Origin of the sequence: Polycladospora coralii (assembly GCF_014773435.2) — a bacterium.
Taxonomy (GTDB): Bacteria; Bacillota; Bacilli; order Thermoactinomycetales; family Thermoactinomycetaceae; genus Polycladospora; species Polycladospora coralii.
Genome location: NZ_JACXAG020000002.1, coordinates 583,990 through 603,505 on the forward strand (window position 1 = coordinate 583,990; position 19,516 = coordinate 603,505).

General features: G+C 41.3%; 16 protein-coding genes. All 16 read left to right on the forward strand.

Annotation, left to right across the window (positions count from 1 at the left end; all coding sequences use genetic code 11):
- Positions 1-11 precede the first annotated feature (11 nt).
- Positions 12-1,271, forward strand: a complete 1,260-nt coding sequence (locus IC619_RS07220; protein WP_191140023.1) for an adenosylhomocysteinase — start codon at positions 12-14, stop codon at positions 1,269-1,271.
- A 140-nt stretch (positions 1,272-1,411) separates the two neighbouring features.
- Positions 1,412-1,843: a division/cell wall cluster transcriptional repressor MraZ gene (gene mraZ / locus IC619_RS07225; protein WP_191140024.1), complete on the forward strand. Its 432-nt coding sequence runs from the start codon at positions 1,412-1,414 to the stop codon at positions 1,841-1,843.
- A gap of 20 nt (positions 1,844-1,863) precedes the next feature.
- The gene (rsmH, locus tag IC619_RS07230) at positions 1,864-2,796 is read left to right on the forward strand and encodes a 16S rRNA (cytosine(1402)-N(4))-methyltransferase RsmH (RefSeq protein WP_191140025.1); all 933 of its coding nucleotides are present in this window, start codon (positions 1,864-1,866) and stop codon (positions 2,794-2,796) included.
- 40 nt (positions 2,797-2,836) lie between these two features.
- The gene (locus IC619_RS07235; protein ID WP_191140026.1) at positions 2,837-3,205 is read left to right on the forward strand and encodes a hypothetical protein; all 369 of its coding nucleotides are present in this window, start codon (positions 2,837-2,839) and stop codon (positions 3,203-3,205) included.
- 24 nt (positions 3,206-3,229) lie between these two features.
- Positions 3,230-4,984: a peptidoglycan D,D-transpeptidase FtsI family protein gene (locus tag IC619_RS07240; RefSeq protein ID WP_191140027.1), complete on the forward strand. Its 1,755-nt coding sequence runs from the start codon at positions 3,230-3,232 to the stop codon at positions 4,982-4,984.
- A gap of 122 nt (positions 4,985-5,106) precedes the next feature.
- Positions 5,107-7,035, forward strand: coding sequence for a stage V sporulation protein D (locus IC619_RS07245; protein WP_191140190.1), 1,929 nt, complete (start codon positions 5,107-5,109; stop codon positions 7,033-7,035).
- A gap of 126 nt (positions 7,036-7,161) precedes the next feature.
- Positions 7,162-8,598, forward strand: coding sequence for a UDP-N-acetylmuramoyl-L-alanyl-D-glutamate--2,6-diaminopimelate ligase (locus IC619_RS07250; protein ID WP_191140028.1), 1,437 nt, complete (start codon positions 7,162-7,164; stop codon positions 8,596-8,598).
- A 20-nt stretch (positions 8,599-8,618) separates the two neighbouring features.
- Positions 8,619-10,001 carry a UDP-N-acetylmuramoyl-tripeptide--D-alanyl-D-alanine ligase gene (locus IC619_RS07255; protein ID WP_249669779.1) on the forward strand — a complete coding sequence of 461 codons (1,383 nt, stop codon included), beginning with the start codon at positions 8,619-8,621 and terminating at the stop codon, positions 9,999-10,001.
- Positions 9,994-11,013, forward strand: a complete 1,020-nt coding sequence (gene mraY / locus IC619_RS07260; RefSeq protein ID WP_224749525.1) for a phospho-N-acetylmuramoyl-pentapeptide-transferase — start codon at positions 9,994-9,996, stop codon at positions 11,011-11,013. Before IC619_RS07255 ends, mraY begins: the two co-directional genes overlap by 8 nt.
- Before the next feature lie 32 nt (positions 11,014-11,045).
- Positions 11,046-12,404: a UDP-N-acetylmuramoyl-L-alanine--D-glutamate ligase gene (gene murD / locus IC619_RS07265; protein WP_347239771.1), complete on the forward strand. Its 1,359-nt coding sequence runs from the start codon at positions 11,046-11,048 to the stop codon at positions 12,402-12,404.
- A 29-nt stretch (positions 12,405-12,433) separates the two neighbouring features.
- Entirely contained in the window at positions 12,434-13,531 is a 1,098-nt protein-coding gene (spoVE, locus tag IC619_RS07270) for a stage V sporulation protein E (protein ID WP_191140031.1), read from the forward strand.
- 109 nt (positions 13,532-13,640) lie between these two features.
- Positions 13,641-14,549, forward strand: a complete 909-nt coding sequence (murB, locus tag IC619_RS07275; RefSeq protein WP_191140032.1) for a UDP-N-acetylmuramate dehydrogenase — start codon at positions 13,641-13,643, stop codon at positions 14,547-14,549.
- A gap of 21 nt (positions 14,550-14,570) precedes the next feature.
- Positions 14,571-15,860, forward strand: a complete 1,290-nt coding sequence (murA, locus tag IC619_RS07280) for a UDP-N-acetylglucosamine 1-carboxyvinyltransferase (protein ID WP_191140033.1) — start codon at positions 14,571-14,573, stop codon at positions 15,858-15,860.
- Positions 15,861-16,009: 149 nt separating this feature from the next.
- The gene (locus IC619_RS07285) at positions 16,010-16,723 is read left to right on the forward strand and encodes an FtsQ-type POTRA domain-containing protein (RefSeq protein ID WP_191140034.1); all 714 of its coding nucleotides are present in this window, start codon (positions 16,010-16,012) and stop codon (positions 16,721-16,723) included.
- 196 nt (positions 16,724-16,919) lie between these two features.
- On the forward strand, positions 16,920-18,161 hold the full coding sequence (gene ftsA, locus IC619_RS07290) for a cell division protein FtsA (protein WP_191140035.1): 1,242 nt from the start codon (positions 16,920-16,922) through the stop codon (positions 18,159-18,161).
- A gap of 74 nt (positions 18,162-18,235) precedes the next feature.
- Positions 18,236-19,453 (forward strand): cell division protein FtsZ, encoded by a 1,218-nt coding sequence (gene ftsZ, locus IC619_RS07295; RefSeq protein WP_191140036.1) that lies wholly within the window; start codon positions 18,236-18,238, stop codon positions 19,451-19,453.
- The last annotated feature ends 63 nt before the right edge of the window (positions 19,454-19,516 follow it).

The window sequence follows — 19,516 nt, forward strand, 5'->3', positions numbered from 1 at the left end:
GGGAGGATATTATGAGTACAGCTGAAAAAAGTATTGTAGCAGATTTGAACTTAGCGGCATCCGGTCGCTTAAAATTAGACTGGGCACGGGATCACATGCCTGTATTGAACCGCTTACGTGAAAAGTTTATTGCTGAAAAACCACTTGCAGGGCAAAAAGTAGCCATATCTTTACATTTAGAAGCTAAAACAGGCTATTTAGCAGAAGTGATCCGTGATGCGGGTGCTGAAGTTGTGATTACAGGTAGTAATCCACTTTCTACACAAGACGATATCGCGGCAGCACTTGCTGTTTCGAATATTACGGTATTTAGTAAATATAATCCAAGTCCGGAAGAGTATAAAGATCATTTAATTAAAACATTGGAAACAAAACCAGATCTCATTATTGATGATGGTGGAGATTTGGTTACCATTTTACATGCTGAGCGACCAGAATTAATGGAAAATATACGTGGTGGATGTGAAGAAACCACAACCGGTATTCTTCGTCTGCGTGCACTTGAAAAATCAGGAGAACTAAAATTCCCTATGGTAGCTGTGAATGACGCTTATTCTAAATTCTTATTTGATAATCGTTACGGTACAGGGCAATCAGTTTGGGATGGTATCAACCGTACAACAAATCTAGTAGTGGCTGGAAAAACAGTTGTGGTAATCGGATATGGCTGGTGCGGTCGTGGGGTTGCGATGCGTGCCAAAGGACTAGGCGCTAATGTCATAGTGACCGAAATCGATGCGATTAAAGCGACTGAAGCCCATATGGATGGCTTTACTGTGATGCCGATGGTAGAAGCGGCTAAACGAGGGGACTTCGTCGTGACCACCACGGGAAATAAGGGTGTGGTTGCCAAAGAACACTTTGAAGTGATGAAAGATGGTGCTATTCTTTCCAATGCAGGTCACTTCAACGTGGAAATCGATTTAGAATCGCTAGAGCGTATGACTGAAAAGAAAAGAACGGTTCGAAAAGATATTGAAGAATACACTTTTGCAGATGGTCGTAAGGTGTTTGTACTAGCAGAAGGACGCTTAGTGAACTTATCTGCTGGAGATGGTCATCCAGTCGAGATCATGGATATGACATTTGCGCTTCAGGCTTTATGCCTCTTACATGTCCATGAAAAACATGCTGATCTTGGAAATCGGGTATTAGATGTGCCGTATAGCATTGATGAGCAAGTTTCACGCTTCTTCTTAGAAGCAAACGATATTCAAATTGATGAGATTAGTGAAGCGCAAGAAGCATACTTAGCAAGCTGGGAATTGTAAGAGATTCCAGTATCTGTTTTTTTGGTTAAATCCTGCACTTAGCGTGCAGGATTTTTTATTATGCGTGTGGTATACTTAACAATGTGGTAGAGAGTGGTGGGAAGTGGAAGAGAGGGGAGTGAGAGAGGGGGAGTAGTGGAATGTTCATGGGAGAGTATCGTCATTCCATTGACGATAAAGGTCGTTTAATCGTTCCGGCTAAATTTCGGGATGGCTTAGGCGAATCATTTGTTATCACTCGTGGACTGGATCACTGCTTGTTTGTATACCCTCGCTCGGAATGGACCATACTTGAACAAAAGCTTAAAGCGCTACCCTTTACCAAAGCGGATGCTCGCAAGTTTACGCGTTTCTTTTTCTCTGGAGCGAGTGAAGCGGATATTGATAAGCAAGGTAGAGCTTTAATTCCGAATCCACTTCGAGAATTTGCCACACTCAAAAAAGAGTGCGTCATTATCGGAGTCTCTACCCGGATTGAAATATGGTGTAAGGAAAGATGGGACACTTACTATGCTAGCTCTGAAGATTCATTTAATGAGATAGCGGAAAGTATTGTTGATTTTGATTTGTAGACAAAGGATGGAAAGATGTTGTGTTTGTACATGAAACCGTACTAAAAGAAGAAGCAGTAGCGGGTCTGAACATCGATGCTGATGGGACATACGTAGACTGTACGTTAGGTGGAGCTGGCCATAGTAGGCTAATTGCTTCTAAGCTATCAACTAAAGGTCGACTAATTGGGATTGATCAAGATGATTTTGCATTAAGGCATGCAGCAGAAGCGTTGCGTGAGGTGGATTGTAAGCTCGATCTGATTAGAACCAATTTTAGAGATATAGAAAAAGCAATACATGAACTTGATATCGAGCACGTAAACGGTGTTTTATTTGATCTAGGTGTGTCTTCTCCACAACTTGATCAAGGCGAGAGAGGTTTTAGTTACCATGTGGATGCACCACTTGATATGCGTATGGATCAGACACAGACCATAAGTGCGTATCATGTGGTAAATGAGTGGACAGAACAAGAACTCATTCGTATTTTGTTTTCGTATGGAGAAGAAAAATTTTCGCGCAGGATCGCTGCTGAAATTGTAAAGCGTCGAACGCACGGTCCACTGGAAACGACATTTGAGCTAGTAGATGTGATTAAAAAGGCCATACCTGCTCCTGCTCGAAGAACAGGGCCTCATCCAGCAAGAAGGACGTTTCAAGCGATACGAATTGCGGTAAATGATGAATTATACGTATTCGAGCAAGCATTAGCTGCAACGGTTGGACTCCTAAAGCCGGGTGGAAGAATTAGTGTTATCACTTTTCATTCGCTTGAAGATCGTATTTGTAAAAAGTTTTTTCAAACGATGAGTAAAGGGTGTACCTGTCCGCCTGACTTTCCAATTTGTACTTGTAATGAAAAACCGATATTAAAAGTGATGACCAGAAAACCGGTCATACCAACAGAAAAAGAAATAGAAAAAAATCAGAGGGCAAGATCAGCAAAACTGAGGGTGGCTGAAAAGATATAAAGGAGTAAAAGAGGCTAGTGGCGTAAGGAGGATAACATAGATGAGAGAGAATCGATGGAATGAATCAGTCGCAAGGCCATTGGTTGACTCTAAGAAATATGTACAGAGAAAAAAGAAGAAAAAAGCTTTACTACTGCGGTTACCAGTAGGGGAGAAAATTTTATATTTAGCTAGTATTATAGTTTGTGTTTTCTTAGCCCTATGCGTAACTTCGTGGAAAGCAGAAGTAACAGAGCTAAAGGTAGCGATTAGTCAGACAGAAACGGCGATTCAAGAAGGAGAAAAGGTCAACCTTCAATTGAACGCTGAAAAACAAGAACTTACGAGTGTAGAGAGAATTAGGCAGTTTGCTGAGCGGAACAATCTCAAATTAAGTGCCCCCCAAATTTTGCCCTCAGTTCAGCCTTAATAGATAGAGAGGGTGAGGGCAAAAATGAGTGGGAGAGTAAGAAAGAGCAAAATGCGGTCATTAGTTGTGGGGAGTATCTGGACCTTGTGCTTAAGTATATTAACATTGCGGCTCTTCTGGATTCAGACAGTCGAATCTAATTCGTTGACCACGATGGCCATGAATAATTGGATGGAAAATGAGACCATATATCCAACGCGAGGAACCATATATGATCGTACCGGTGACCATTCAATGGCATGGGATGTAAATGCCTACTATATTGTGGCGAATAAAAAGAAGATGAAAGATATAAGCCAAGTCGCTCGTTTACTTGCTCCTTTGTTAGAATTAGAACCTACTGATCTAGAGGAGCAATTATCGAAAGAAAAAGATGATATACAATTGAGGGGAAATGGAAAAGATCGTTTTCCGGAAGAAGCGATAAAAAAAATCTATCAATTGAAGGAAAAAGGGCAACTAGAAGAAATCTATGCTTTTCCCTACAAACCTCTACGGCAGTATAACGGAACGGAAGCTGCTCATGTCCTTGGATTTGTGAATCAAGAGATGAAGCCAGTCGAAGGTGTGGAAAAAAGTTATCATTCCTTTTTACAAGGTGAAATGGGTCGTAAGAAGTACCTTAAATCGAAAAATGGGATTATGATGTCCAAAGACCCAGATGAGTATCAGCCTGCTAAAAATGGGAATGACTTATACTTAACCATTGATGCGCGCATACAAAAACAAGTCGAAATTGAGTTGGCAGAAGCAGTCAAAAATTACGATGCCAAAGGTGGAACCGCTATCGTAGCAGATCCACGTAATGGTGAAATTTTGGCAATGGCTAATCTACCTGTATATAACCCTAATCAGATTGGTACTTATAATCCACAAGAGAACAGAACAAACCAAGCGATTGAAAATCAATTTGAACCTGGTTCCACTTTTAAAATTGTTACCTTAGCAGCAGCAATTGAGGAAGGTGTTTTTAATGCCAGTGATACTTTTGAATCAGGTGCAATCCAGGTAGAAGACCGAACAATCCGAGACTGGAATGACCGCGGATGGGGAACAATCACATATCGTGAAGGTGTACAAAAATCGAGTAATGTCGCTTTTGTAAAGCTGGGTCAGAAGTTAGGTGCCACAAAACTAAATGAATATATTAAACGCTTTGGTTTCGGTGATATTACGAAGCGTCAAGGAAAGCCGACTGGTATTGACTTACCAGCAGAAGGAAAAGGATATTATTTTAATGGACCGCTATATCCGTCTGAGTTAGCAACCACTTCGTTTGGGCAAGGGATTTCCGTCACTCCAGTGCAACAAATCTCTGCCATTTCTGCTATTGCAAATGGGGGGACTTGGTATACACCGCATGTGATGAAAGAAATTCATAAAGCGAATTCGGATGAAATCGTGAAAACATATCCTGTGCAAGGTAAGCGGATCGTAAGCGAAGATACGGCTAAACAAGTCCGCCAATTATTACGAGATGTGGTTGAAGGGGGTACGGGTTCTGAGGCAGATGTCGTAGGCTATCCTGTTGGAGGGAAGACGGGAACCGCCCAGAAACCGAAGAAACAGGGTGGATATGAAGAAGACAAGTATATCGTTTCTTTTATTGGGCTTGCTCCTTATGATAATCCAGACGTGGTGGTTTATGTAGCAATCGATGAGCCGGCTTCGATAAACGGTAGTTCCTCAGGTGGGAAGATAGCAGCACCCGTAGCCAGTCAAATTATTAGAAAGACACTACAAATTAGACAGATACAGCCGAATAAAGAGTTAAAATAATAAATACAACAAAAGGCGCCCGCTTTGCGAGGTGTTTTTTTATTTGGTGAACTTGTCATGAATATTTCTTGTTAGGAATAAGCTTGTCATAAGAATTGCTAAAAAGGGAGTAGAGTAAAGTGATCCCCGTTTCAAACATTGTAAAAAAGAGGCTTTTCGCAATTTTAATGACCGCTTTGCTCGTTTTAACCGCTTTACTCGGTCGGCTTTTTTATGTTCAAATCTTACAAGGAAACTGGTTAACGGATAAAGCAGAAAATTTATGGAGCCGTAATATTACCTATGAGGCAAAGCGGGGCCAAATTTTAGATCGAAATGGAGAGCGTTTAGCTTATAATATTAGTGCCCCTACGGTGATTGCGATTCCAGCTCAGGTAAAGAATGCTGCTGAAACAGCAAAACAGTTGGCCAAAATATTGGAAGGGCAAGAAGAGGAAATTTATAAACAAATTACCAAAAAACAAATAACGGTTTATATCAGACCATGGGGACGAAAGATAACAGATGAGCAAGCAAAGCAAATTCAAGGGATGCGTTTACCTGGTATTGTGATTACTGAAGATAGTAAACGTTACTATCCGTATGAAAACTTAGCATCCCATATTCTAGGCTTTACTGGGGGCGAAAATCAAGGACTTGCCGGTCTTGAATACGTCTATGAAGAACAGTTAAAGGGAGTCAAAGGGTATGTTTCCTTTAGTTCAGATGCCCGTGGAGAAAAGCTTCCAGGTGGTACAGATAAATATACACCTCCACAAGATGGCTTAGATTTAATCACCACGATCGATTACCAAATTCAATCGATCTTGGAACGCGAATTGGATCAAGCAGTTGCACAGTATCAACCAGAAAATGTGTTAGGAATTGCTATGAATCCTAAAACGGGTGAAATCTTAGGTATGGGGAGTCGTCCTACTTTTAGGCCGGATGAATATCAAACAACAGACCCGCTTATTTACAATCGCAACCTACCGATCTGGAGAACGTATGAACCGGGTTCAACTTTTAAAATCATAACATTAGCTGCAGCGATTGAAGAGAACAAAGTGAACTTAAAAGAACCTTTTCACGACCCGGGTTATATAAATGTAAGCGGTGCGCACTTACGTTGTTGGAAAAAAGGAGGTCATGGACATCAAACTTTCCTAGAGGTGGTTCAAAATTCATGTAACCCGGGGTTTGTCACCTTGGGCCAAAGACTAGGGAAAGGAAAGTTATTTTCCTATATTAAACAATTTGGATTTGGCCAAACAACAGGCATCGATCTAAACGGTGAAGCAAAGGGAATTCTCTTTCCAGAGAGTAGAGTAGGGCCAGTAGAATTAGCAACCACTGCATTCGGACAAGGTGTTTCCGTCACACCTATTCAACAAGTAGCAGCTGTATCTGCAGCAATTAATGGTGGTAAGCTGATGGAACCACATTTAGCAAAAGGGTGGCGTGATCCTAAGTCAGGTAAAATGATTGAAACGATCGCTCCTCAAGTAAAAAGGGAAGTGATCTCGCCTCAGACTTCTAAGGCTGTACGTGAATCACTTGAGTATGTTGTGGCACAGGGTACAGGACGTAAGGCTTTTGTAGATGGATACCGAGTAGGAGGAAAAACAGGTACCGCACAAAAAGTAGGACCAGATGGACGTTATTTACAAAACAATCACATTGTTTCCTTCGTGGGATTTGCTCCGGCAGATGATCCTGAAATCGTCGTTTATATTGCGGTGGATAACCCGCAGGGAATACAATTTGGTGGTGTCGTAGCTGCGCCGATTGTTGGTAATATCATTGATGATAGTTTGAGATACTTAAATATAGATAAAAGAAAAAATCAAGTACCTGCCAAAGAGACACCACTTACAACGCCCATAATATCTGCGCCAGATTTGATCGGACAAGAAGTTTCAGATATTCGAAACCGGCTTGATGACTTTTCCATTCAAGTACATGGAAAAGGAGATCGCGTCATTAATCAAATTCCTAAGCCCGGACAACGTGTTAAAAAGGGCTCACAAATCAAAATCTATTTGGGTGACAAAATCGGTAAAGCAGATTAAAATAGGTATGTATGTCAAGTGCCAGGATCTGTTACCTGGCTTTTTGTTTGTGAATAAAAACTTGACTAAACGACGATCGGCTCGTTTTCTTGATGAGTGTAAGATTTGGATGAAGGAGGAAATCAATTGTATTTGAGCCAACTGATACAACCACTCGCTGTTTTTCGTGCAGAGGGCGATCTAAACGTAAATGTTACAGATATTGTAATCGATTCACGTCAAATCAAGCCAGGAGATCTTTTTGTAGCCATTCGTGGTCATCAATCGGATGGTCATCGTTATATTTCTAAGGCGATAGAGAATGGCGCAGTAGCTGTCGTGGCGGAGGAATCACTTCTGCTTGACGTTCCCTTGCTCATTGTACCGGATAGTCGTAGGGCGATGGCGCATTTAGCTGCTACTTTTTATGGTCATCCCTCACGTGAACTGAAACTAATCGGCGTGACGGGTACAAATGGTAAAACAACTACAACACACCTCATTGAACACTTGTTGCATACGGCGCACAAAGAAGTTGGGTTAATTGGAACCATCGGTATGCGATTTGGTGGTCAGACACAACCAGTGAGAAACACAACCCCCGACGCACAAGATTTGCAAAAAGGGTTTCGCATGATGAAAGAAGCAGGTTGTGAGTATGCGGTAATGGAAGTCTCTTCTCATGCACTTGACATGGGGCGTACACGGGGCAGTTTTTTTCAATATGCCATCTTTACGAATTTGACACAAGATCATCTCGATTATCACAAAACGATGGGCGCTTATCGAGAGGCAAAGGGTTTATTATTTAGCCAACTCAACATGAATAATGTGGCGATTTTAAACCAAGATGATGTAGCCTCAGACTATTTTGCGCATATCACTTCAGCACAAGTGATCACTTATGGAATTGAGAAAAAGGCAGATGTACGTGCAGAAAACATTCGAGTTTCCGCGTCAGGTACACATTTCACCCTGAAAACATTTCGTGGAGATATTTCAGTATCTATGAAGATGATTGGTAAATTTAATGTGTATAATGTACTAGCCGCCACTTGTGTTGCACTAGCTGAAGGGTTGTCACTCGAACAGATTCGTGATGGGTTAGCAAGCCTATCAGGCGTGCCGGGGCGGTTTGAATTGGTGGAAACAGGACAAAACTTTGCAACAATCGTAGACTATGCACATACACCAGACAGCTTAAAAAATGCGCTTGAGACGATATTAGAATTTTCCACTGGAAAGGTTTTTACCGTGGTAGGATGCGGTGGAGATCGTGACAGAGAAAAACGCCCTCTTATGGCAAAAATGGCCCTAGCGTACAGTGATCTAACCATCTTCACAACGGATAATCCGCGCTCTGAAGATCCTAAACAAATTCTTGCTGATATGACCGAGGGCTTGACCGATGAGGAATTCAAAATGATAGAGGATCGTAAACAAGCTATTCAGACGGCTATGCAAAGCGCTAGTGATGGCGATATTGTTTTCATTGCAGGAAAGGGACATGAGACGTATCAAGAGGTAAATGGTGTACGCTATCATTTTGATGATCGCGAAGTAGCTAAATTGGCACGTTCATAATGAAAAGAGGCGAATAGGTGATGATTGAACGAACAGCTAGATGGTTGGCCAGAGAGTCAAACGGAGAATTAATTGCTGATCCGGCAGATCGGTATCGGATGGTACGTGGTGTATCTACAGATACAAGAACACTTCAAATAAATAATGTATATGTGCCGTTAGTAGGTGAGCATTTTGACGGTCATGACTTTGTGGAGCAGGCGATTGAAAAGGGAGCGGCGGCTATTTTGTGGCAAGAACATTATCCACTTCCTTCTACTTGTGAATTGCCTATCATCCGTGTGCAGGATACCTTACGTGCCTTACAAATGATAGCTACCTCATATCGTCAAGAATTAGATGCTTCAATTGTCGCGATTACCGGGAGTAATGGAAAAACCACGACCAAAGATCTAACCGCATCTATTTTAGAGCGTCAGTATCGTGTACATAAAACGGCAGGAAACTTAAATAATCATATTGGTGTGCCGCTCACTCTGTTGTCCATGCCAGAGGATACTGAGATTGGCATCATTGAAATGGGAATGAATCATGCGGGTGAAATTGGATTATTATCGAAAATGGCTCATCCTAACATTGCGGTCATTACCAATATTGGTGAATCTCATATTGAATTTTTAGGGAGTAGAGAAGGAATCGCAAAAGCCAAATTGGAGATCTTAGAAGGTTTAGCAGAAGACGGGGTATTCATTTGTGACGGAGATGAACCCTTATTAACACCTGCAAAACCCCACATACGCGTAGGCTATCAAGCCGAATGTGAAGATTCACCTTTGCATATTGAAAGTAAAGGAAGTGAAGGATTTACATTTCAATCTAAGCAAACGGGTACACACTTCGTTTTACCCTTGTTAGGAAGGCATAATCTAAAAAATGCACTTCTAGCGATTGCAGTGGGACGCCAATATCAGATAACCGAAGCAGAATTGAGAGATCGTTTAATGCGGGTGCAACTGTCAGGTATGAGGCTAGAATTAAAGACAGCACGTAATGGCATGGCCATAATTAATGATGCCTATAATGCAAGTCCGACTTCCATGCGAGCAGCACTTGACCTATTGGCTGAGATACACCCGAATAAAGAGAAATGGGCTTTGCTGGGAGATATCAATGAGATTGGAGATCAATCTGAGTACTATCACCGTGAAATAGGAGAGTATGTCGTCGGTAAAGGAATTAATAAGCTTTATACGATTGGGCCAATGGGTGAGTGGATTCATGCAGGTGCAGAAGAGGCTGGGATATCGCCTTTACATTTTGCATCGAAGGAAGAAGCAATTTCAATACTGGATCGCGATGGCGATGCAAATGTGGTATTATTGGTCAAGGCTTCAAGATCACTATCTTTAGAAATCATAGTTAAAAGATTAGTAGAAGGAGAGCAGGGGAAAAACAATGGATAATATTGATATTCGCTTAATTTTGGTACCGCTAGCGGTCGCTTTTGGAATAAGCGTCCTACTTGGTCCAATTATAATACCGATGCTACGTCGCTTAAAATTTGGTCAAAGTATTCGAGAGGAAGGACCTCAAAATCACTTAAAAAAAGCTGGAACACCGACTATGGGTGGAGTGATTATATTAACGGCTTTGGTTTTAACCACTTTACCATTCATTAGTTTAACTTTATTAGATAGCCATCGTCCATCAATGAATCCGGACTTATTCTTTTTGTTATTTGCTACACTCGGCTATGGTATTTTAGGTTTTTTGGACGACTATATCAAAGTGGTTATGAAGCGAAGCTTAGGACTCACAGCTAATCAAAAACTACTCGGGCAATTATTTATTGGACTGGTTTTATTTTGGGTATTGCTAAAGGTTCGTGCCCTCAATTCAGGCATCGCTATTTTTAGTGTTAGTATCCCTGGGACTGATATTAATATTGAACTGGTATGGATGTATTTGCCGTTGCTTTTGTTGATGTTAATTGGATCTTCTAATGCTGTAAACTTAACAGATGGACTCGATGGATTATTAGCAGGAACAGCTACTTGTGCATATGGTGCGTATGCAGTTATTGGTGTTTTACAAGGAAATCAAACGGTTATTATCTTTTCTATTGCTGTTGTAGGTACCCTTCTCGGTTTTCTTGTCTTTAATGCCCATCCTGCCAAGGTGTTTATGGGGGATACCGGTTCACTGGCGTTAGGTGGTGGGATCGCTGCATTGGCGATCATTACGAGAACTGAATTGTTGCTACCGATTATTGGTGGAGTTTTCGTAATGGAAGCCTTATCCGTAATGATTCAAGTTACCTCTTTTAAAACCAGAGGGAAACGTGTATTTCGCATGAGCCCTTTACATCACCATTTTGAACTGGTTGGCTGGTCGGAGTGGCGTGTTGTTACCACTTTCTGGTTTGCAGGGTTCTTACTAGCAGCACTTGGCGTATATATTGTAACGCTTAGTTAGTATCGTCTTTCATATTTTGTACAGGAGGTGGAATAAAAATGTATCGCGATAAAAATATCATTGTAATCGGCATGGCTCGTAGCGGTGTAGCCATTGCAAAGTTATTACATCGCTTAGGCGCTCACGTTATTGTTAATGATAGAAAGCCACGAGAAGAATGTTCTGAAGCGGCTGAATTAGAAGAGTTGGGAATTGCAGTCATCTGTGGAGGGCATCCTGAAGATTTAATCCATGATCAGGTCGATTTATTAGTGAAAAATCCAGGTATTCCATATCATATAAAGCCGATAGAAGATGCTATAGCACTAGGAATATCTGTAGTGACTGAAGTGGAGATAGCAGGGGCAATTTCGCAAGCCCCCATTATAGGGATTACGGGATCGAATGGAAAGACGACAACTACGACTTTAGTTGGAGAAATATTAAAAGAAGATGAGCAAAATGTGGTGGTTGCAGGTAATATTGGACAGGCTGTGGCAGATGTGGTAGCGGATTTAACGGCTGATCAATGGCTAGTAACTGAATTAAGTAGTTTTCAATTAAAGGGAACGGAAACATTTAGACCACAGATTGGTGCACTGTTAAATATATATCCAGCTCATCTAGACTATCATCAGACAATAGCGGATTATAGAGAATCAAAGTTAAAATTATTTGCAAATCAAACCGCAGAAGACATCGCGATTTTAAATGCAGATCACGAAGTTTGTGTAGAGATCGGGCCACAAATATCTAGTCGCATCTATTGGTTTAGCCGTCAAAAAGAAGTCCCACAAGGTGTGTTTGTACACGAGGGTTGGATCATTTTTCGAAATGATGGTGTAGATAAAAAAATCGCTCCGATCGCATGCATTGCACTACAAGGAGATTGTAATTTAGAAAATGCCTTAGCGGCTGTCTTAATCGCTTTACAAGCAGGCTGTAAGACAGAAAGTATCATCCGTGTGTTAAAGCGTTTTACTGGTGTAGAACACCGTCTAGAATTTGTAAAAGAAATTAACGGCGTCAAGTATATTAATGATTCTAAAGCTACGAATGCCCAAGCCGCTCGTACGGGTCTCACTTCATTTGATGCTCGTATCGTTTGGATTGCAGGTGGTCTCGATCGTGGTGTGACATTTGATGAGTTAATTCCGGTCGTACACTCTCGTGTTCGAGCAGTGATTGCATATGGAGAAGCCAAAAAGCGGTTTTCATTCTGTGCGAAACAAGCAGAAGTTGAAGTGATTACAGAAGTAAAAGATGTAGTAGAAGCCGTTCAAAAGGCCTATGAAATTGCACATCATGGTGAAATTGTACTCCTATCACCTGCTTGTGCGAGTTGGGATATGTATCAAACCTTTGAAGAACGAGGTAGCATATTTAAACAAGCTGTGCATACGCTTGAGTAATAAGACGTGCTTTAAGTGTATGAGGTGACTTGTTTATGAAGAAGTCAAACCCGGATTTTATCATTGTGATTGCCATATTTCTACTCTTAGTGATAGGAATTGTCATGGTATATAGTTCAAGTGCTGCATTTGCCTATCATAAATATGACGATGCTTTCTTTTTTGCGAAGCGACAGCTTTTATTTGCAGCACTTGGACTGATTGCGATGTTTTTTATTGCATATGTGAATCCAGATCGATTTCGTGATTGGGCTTTACCGGCATTACTTATTTGCTTTGGTCTGCTGATTATCGTCCTCATTCCTGGTGTAGGTATTTTTCGAAATGGTGCTCGAAGTTGGCTTGGTATCGGGGCTTTTAGTATTCAACCTTCTGAGTTTATGAAATTAGCCATGATTACCTTTCTAGCTAAACTGTTCTCCAATCATCAATTTGACATCACTAATCTCAAAAAAGGTTTATTACCCGCCTTGTTGATTTTAGGAACGGCTTTTGGCCTTATCATGCTTCAACCTGATTTAGGGACAGGTACGGTAATGATGGGGACAGGAATGGCACTCATTTTTGTAGCAGGTGCTCGGATGAAACACTTGCTTACGCTAGTTGGTGTAGGAGGGATTGGCTTTATTGGATTGGTGTTGGCCGCTCCCTATCGTATTCAACGAATTACCGCTTTTCTAAACCCTTGGGAAGATCCATTAGGTGCAGGGTATCAATTGATTCAGTCTTTATATGCGATAGGGCCTGGTGGAATCCTCGGTTTAGGTCTAGGTATGAGCCGACAAAAGCATTTATATTTGCCAGAACCACATACCGATTTTATTTTTTCGATTTTAGCGGAAGAGTTAGGCTTTTTAGGTGCAGGAACGGTTCTACTCCTTTTTGCTATTATTGTTTGGCGCGGTATACGGGTTGCGATTAGTAGTCCTAATCTATTTTATGGACTACTTGCAACTGGAATTACCAGTATGCTTATGATACAAGCTGGAATTAATATCGGTGTGGTATCTGGTGCTTTTCCAGTCACTGGAATTACACTTCCCTTTCTAAGTTATGGTGGTTCATCACTGACTCTAACGCTAGCGGCCGTAGGAATATTACTTAATTTATCTCGTTTCTCAAGATGATCGACTAGGATATTTGGGTCTGCGTCACACAAATGAACCGGTCACATAGACTATAGAAAGATATTTCGAATGGATTTCACACATGAATTTGTGAGGAGGGGCGAACACCATGTTAAATATAGCAGATGCGTTACAAAAAGCTGATGTAAATCATGTAAGAATGAATGAACCTATGTCCCGTCACACTACGTGGAAAGTGGGAGGTCCAGCCGACTTATTAATTTACCCGCAAAGCAAAAAAGAATTGTCCAATGCGATGCGAGTTGTAAATCAATTTCAATTACCTTGGAGAGCAATTGGTAGAGGATCAAACTTACTTGTTCGCGATGGTGGTATTCGAGGCGTAGTATTTAAATTAGATGAGGGATTTAACCATTTTCATGTAGAGGGCTCCAAAGTCGTTGTGGGTGGAGGTTATTCTACCATTCTGTGTGCTTCAATGGTCTCTAAACAGGGCCTAACAGGACTTGAATTTGCAGGAGGTATACCGGGTAATATCGGTGGAGCAGTTTATATGAATGCAGGTGCACACGGATCAGATATATCCCGTGTGCTTACTTCGGCTGAAGTCTTATTGGAAAATGGAGAATGGAAAATTTTATCGAACGAAGCACTTTGTTTTAAGTATCGTACTTCCATTTTGCAAAATGAATTACGAGGAATCGTGACGGAAGCAACTTTTGAATTAGAGTGGGGCGATCCGGATTTAATTACGGCTTCTTTGCAAAAGTTTAAAGATCGTCGCAGACAAACTCAACCACTTCAATTTCCATGTGCTGGGAGTGTCTTTCGTAATCCTGAAGGTGATTATGCTGGACGTCTTATACAAGCTGCCGGCTTAAGTGGCTTTCGGGTGGGAGATGCAGAAGTTTCAACATTACACGCAAATTTCATTATTAATCGCGGTCAAGCTACAGCATCGGATGTCCTCAATCTGATCTCGCATGTGATTAGCGTAATTGAAACGAAATTTGGTGTGACGTTAAAACCAGAGGTTCAGGTGATAGGAGAAGAGTAATCGTTAAACGGAGGTGGCACTTTGGAGAAATTTGTCATCGAAGGTGGTAAACCTCTGTCCGGTTCTATTCGTGTTCAGGGTGCAAAAAATGCGGCATTACCCATTCTAGCTGCTACTGTATTATCTGAAGGTGTACACCGTATATATGATGTTCCAGATTTAACCGATGTCAGAGCGATGTGTCAGATATTAGTCGCACTTGGAGCGAAGGTCATTCGGTTTCCTGATCATATTGAAGTCGATACAACGTATATCGTTCATTCACATATTCCTGATGATTTAATGCGAAAAATCAGGTCATCTATCTTTTTGCTTGGCCCTATGCTTGCTCGTCTACATCAAGTCAGTGTGAGTAAGCCAGGTGGCTGTGCTATTGGGCAACGTCCAATCGATATTCATTTAAAAGGGTTAGAAGCATTAGGTGCCCAAATTGAAGAACAAAGCGAGATGATTCATTGTCATGTTGATCGATTAATTGGGACAAAAATAAAACTCGAATTCCCTAGTGTTGGCGCTACTGAAAATGTGATGATGGCTGCTGTGTTAGCCGAAGGAACAACGGTGATCCATAACAGTGCACGTGAGCCTGAAATCATGGATCTCCAAGCAGTGTTGAATAAAATGGGGGCAAGGATACACGGTGCAGGTACCTCAACCATCTATGTAGAGGGCGTAGATCAATTAAATCCAGTAGAACATTGTATCATACCGGACCGAATTGTAGCGGGAACGTTAATGGCTGCTGTGGGTGCCACACAAGGTGAGGTTACTTTAGAAAACGTTAATCGATACCATCTAGCTAGCGTGATTGATATTCTGACAGATATGGGTGTGAAATTGGATTGGGAAGAAGATCGTGTGCGGGTTTGGACGGAACAAAAGCTGAGGCCGATACACATGATTGCGACAGAGCCTTTCCCAGGATTTCCAACAGATATGCAGCCGCAAATGCTCGTATTACTTACACTTGCAGATGGAACGAGTCAATTAGCGGAGAAAATTTTTGAATCTCGATTAAAGCATGTAGATGAATTGATTAAAATGGGGGCTAAAATAAAAGTAGATGGATGTAAAGCCTGTATTGATGGGCCTTCAGAATTAACTGGAGCCCACGTAGCAGCTACCGATTTACGAGCAGGAGCAGCCCTTGTTATCGCGGGATTATGTGCGAAGGGTACCACGGTAGTGGAAGGTGTTCCGTACATTGATCGCGGTTATGATTGTTTTGATGAAGTGATCAAAAGTTTAGGTGGTCAAATTTATCGAAAACAAACTTCCCCATCGTTTATCTCCAACAGTAGCACGGTTTAGTGCTACTGTTTTTTTCGATTTTTGAGTAATCGTGGAAACGTGTTGACTCTCTTATTTTGTTTTATGATAATATAAAAGGAAGATTAATAGCTATTAAATGGAAATTGTAGTTTCACCATCAGATAGGATATGGAGAGGAGAAAAGATTTGTGGATGAACGCATACCACCTTTTCGTACTGGAATAAAAAAGAAGCGTTCCTCTTCCCCTATCATCTTTGTTTTTGTTCTACTCTTTTTCATGGGGATTTTACTCGTCTTATTTTTAAAGTCGCCCCTCAGTCAAATTGAATCGATTGAAATTCAGGGTAATAAGTTGGTTTCAGAATCAGAATTACGTCAAGTGATTCAAGTAAATGTAGGAGATTCCTACTTTTTTGTTGACGAAGATCAAATTGAAAGTGCATTGGAACAACGCAATGTCGTTCATGAGGCTGAAGTGAAGAAATCGTTTCCTCATGAATTAAAGATTCGTATAACCGAAAAGCCGGTTATTGGTGTATATCTTGATAAAGATCAACAATTTCTATTATTTTCAGATGGTACCAGAATGAGCAATTATAAAAAGATACAAGAAATGGATGAACACACAATTTTTGAAGGGTGGAAATCGAAAGATCCACTGCTAAAGCAAGTCGTCACTGAATGGGTAAAGCTACCTTCTGAAATTAAGAATCAGGTTTTACGCGTTAAACCACGGACCAATCAAGAAGATCAAGTGGAAATCAAGACCAAAAAAAATCATACGATCTATGTCAGGGCAAATGATTTAAGCCATAAGATGCGGCTGTATCCTTCTTTTTATGAACACGATGAAGGTACAGTGAACTTACTTGAAAGTATTTGGTTTACACCTGCAGAATGAAAAGGTTAAAGCAAACTTGCCGATTGGTAAGCCTATGAGATAGCGACAGGGGAAGATTCCACTAAAGAAATTAATCATTATTAAAGGGTTCATCCTTGTAGTTGTTGAATATGGAGTATAAGCAACACTCCCTTTCCCTTCTCGGGATTTTTTGATCGACTACGAAATCTATTCTCGGGCAAGGAGGTGCCCAGCAGTGAGCACCGAAGAATTAGTTATCAGTTTAGATATAGGATCTTCACAAGTAAGAGCTATCGTTGCGGAATTAAATACAGATGGAACAACTCAAGTGGTAGGCGTAGGAACTGCTGAGTCAAAAGGGATGAAAAAGGGAGCGATCATCAACATTGACGAAGCTGTACAGTCCATTCGAGAGGCAGTAGATCATGCAGAACGAATGGTAGGCATAGAAATTTCTGAAGTCTATGTAGGCGTTTCCGGCAATCATATCTCACTACAACCTAGTCATGGTGTCGTAGCTGTATCGAGCGAAGATCGTGAAATCGGGTTTCAAGATATTGACCGAGTGCTTCAAGCAGCTAAAGTCATCGCTTTACCACCTGAACGAATTATCATTGAAGTTGTTCCAAAACAGTATATTGTAGATGGATTGGATGATATTCGTGATCCACATGGGATGATGGGAGTACGGCTTGAAGTAGATGCCATTATAATTACAGGTACCAAGACCATTGTACATAATTTGCTGAGATGTGTACAAAAAGCAAATTTAAATATAGCTGGAATGGTGTTTTTGCCACTCGCTGTGAGTGAGCTCTGTTTATCGACTGATGAGAAAAATTTGGGTGTTGTGATGGTCGATATCGGTGGTGGGACAACGACGCTAACGGCTTTTAAGCAAGGACACTTAGCAAGTACGGCTAGTATTCCCATCGGTGGTGAATACATAACCAACGATATTGCAATTGGTCTACGTACCCACACACATTCTGCAGAAGAAGTGAAATGTGAGTATGGTGTTGCCAGTCACGAACATGCGGAGATTAAAGAGACTTTTCAGGTTCAGACGATTGGTACGAGTCGTGAACGAATGGTTACACAACTAGAGCTCGCACAAATCATGGAACCTAGAATCGAAGAGATCTTTTACATGATAAAAAACCAAGTCAAAGAGATGGGCTTCACAGAAGAGCCAAGTGGTGGCTATGTGCTAACGGGCGGAGTGATGACAACAAGAGAGATTATACATGTTGCGCGTAATCAACTCGGATCGTCTGTACGGGTGACAGGACCTGATAATATTGGCGTCAAAGAACCGTCATATACTGGAGGAATAGCACTTATTCATTACTTACAAAAAAGAGGCGTGCTTCAGGCTGCAAAATCAACTCGAACAGAACAAAGCACGCGCCCTAAAAAGCAGAAAGGTCCTTCTACTTTTGATCGTATAAAAAACTGGTTAGATGAGTTGATCTAATTTAAAGAACAATGGGTTTGACTTGAAACATACCAAATTATAGATGTATAGAATGAAGTGACGGAGGGACATGTATGTTGGATATTGATCTAGAAATCGAGCAAATCGCACAGATTAAGGTGATTGGTGTTGGTGGTGGCGGTAGCAATGCGGTCAATCGAATGATCGAAGGTGGAGTACAAGGCGTTGAATTTATTGCGGTTAACACAGATGCCCAGGCCCTAAACCGGTCAAAAGCCCAAAATCGGTTACAAATTGGAGAGAAACTAACAAGAGGATTAGGTGCAGGTGCAAAGCCTGAAGTAGGAAAAAAAGCAGCAGAAGAGAGTAGAGAACAGCTTGAAAATGTGCTGAAAGGTGCCGATATGGTATTTGTAACGGCAGGTATGGGAGGCGGAACGGGAACGGGAGCAGCTCCAGAAATTGCGATGATCGCACGTGAACTTGGGGCACTTACTGTTGGTGTGGTGACCAAGCCGTTTTCGTTTGAAGGGAAAAGAAGGACCAGTCAAGCAGAAGAAGGGGTCGCTGCCTTAAAGGAAAACGTAGACACATTGATTGTAATCCCAAACGATCGTCTGCTTGATTTAGTAGATAAGAGTACACCAATGCTTGAAGCATTTAAAGAGGCTGATAATGTCTTACGACAAGGTGTTCAAGGGATTTCAGACTTGATAGCTGTCCCTGGATTAATTAACCTCGATTTCGCTGATGTACGTACCATTATGACTGAACGAGGATCTGCATTAATGGGAATCGGTGCAGCTAATGGAGAAAATCGTGCGGCCATAGCTGCTCAAGAAGCCATTTGCAGTCCTCTTTTAGAAACCTCTATTGAAGGTGCCAGAGGCGTATTGATGAATATAACGGGTGGTTCTAACCTCAGTTTATATGAAGTATACGAAGCAGCTGAGATTGTGACACAAGCCTCCCATCCCGAAGTAAACATGATATTTGGATCGGTGATTAACGAAGACTTAAAAGATGAAATCATGGTAACGGTTATCGCTACTGGATTTGATCAAGACCAGACTCATCAGCAGATTAATGTTGAAAAGCACAAACCGACCGGCAATAGTAAACCGATCTTCGGTTCATCGGGTGGAAATCGTAGTGCTGAAGAAAGTGATTCTGGCTTACGTACTTTTGGTGGTCTCAGAGGATCGGAAGAAGCAAATAAAAGTAGAGTAGAAGAACCTGTAATGAATGTTGGAGAGAAGTTTGGTCATGTAGATTATTTAGAAGTTCCAGCCTTCCTTCGTAATAAACTGGGTAAAAATAAACGTTCATAAGCAGACTTATCAAAAAGATCCTGAGCATATGCTCAGGATCTTTTTATTCGACGAAACAAGTCA

Bases quoted from the DNA above. Each gene is read 5' to 3' on its own strand.
- murB (WP_191140032.1), top strand. From the start codon at position 13,641: ATGTTAAATATAGCAGATGCGTTACAAAAAGCTGATGTAAATCATGTA.
- ftsZ (WP_191140036.1), top strand. From the start codon at position 18,236: ATGTTGGATATTGATCTAGAAATCGAGCAAATCGCACAGATTAAGGTG.
- IC619_RS07255 (WP_249669779.1), top strand. From the start codon at position 8,619: ATGATTGAACGAACAGCTAGATGGTTGGCCAGAGAGTCAAACGGAGAA.
- IC619_RS07240 (WP_191140027.1), top strand. From the start codon at position 3,230: ATGAGTGGGAGAGTAAGAAAGAGCAAAATGCGGTCATTAGTTGTGGGG.
- IC619_RS07220 (WP_191140023.1), top strand. From the start codon at position 12: ATGAGTACAGCTGAAAAAAGTATTGTAGCAGATTTGAACTTAGCGGCA.
- IC619_RS07235 (WP_191140026.1), top strand. From the start codon at position 2,837: ATGAGAGAGAATCGATGGAATGAATCAGTCGCAAGGCCATTGGTTGAC.
- mraZ (WP_191140024.1), top strand. From the start codon at position 1,412: ATGTTCATGGGAGAGTATCGTCATTCCATTGACGATAAAGGTCGTTTA.
- mraY (WP_224749525.1), top strand. From the start codon at position 9,994: ATGGATAATATTGATATTCGCTTAATTTTGGTACCGCTAGCGGTCGCT.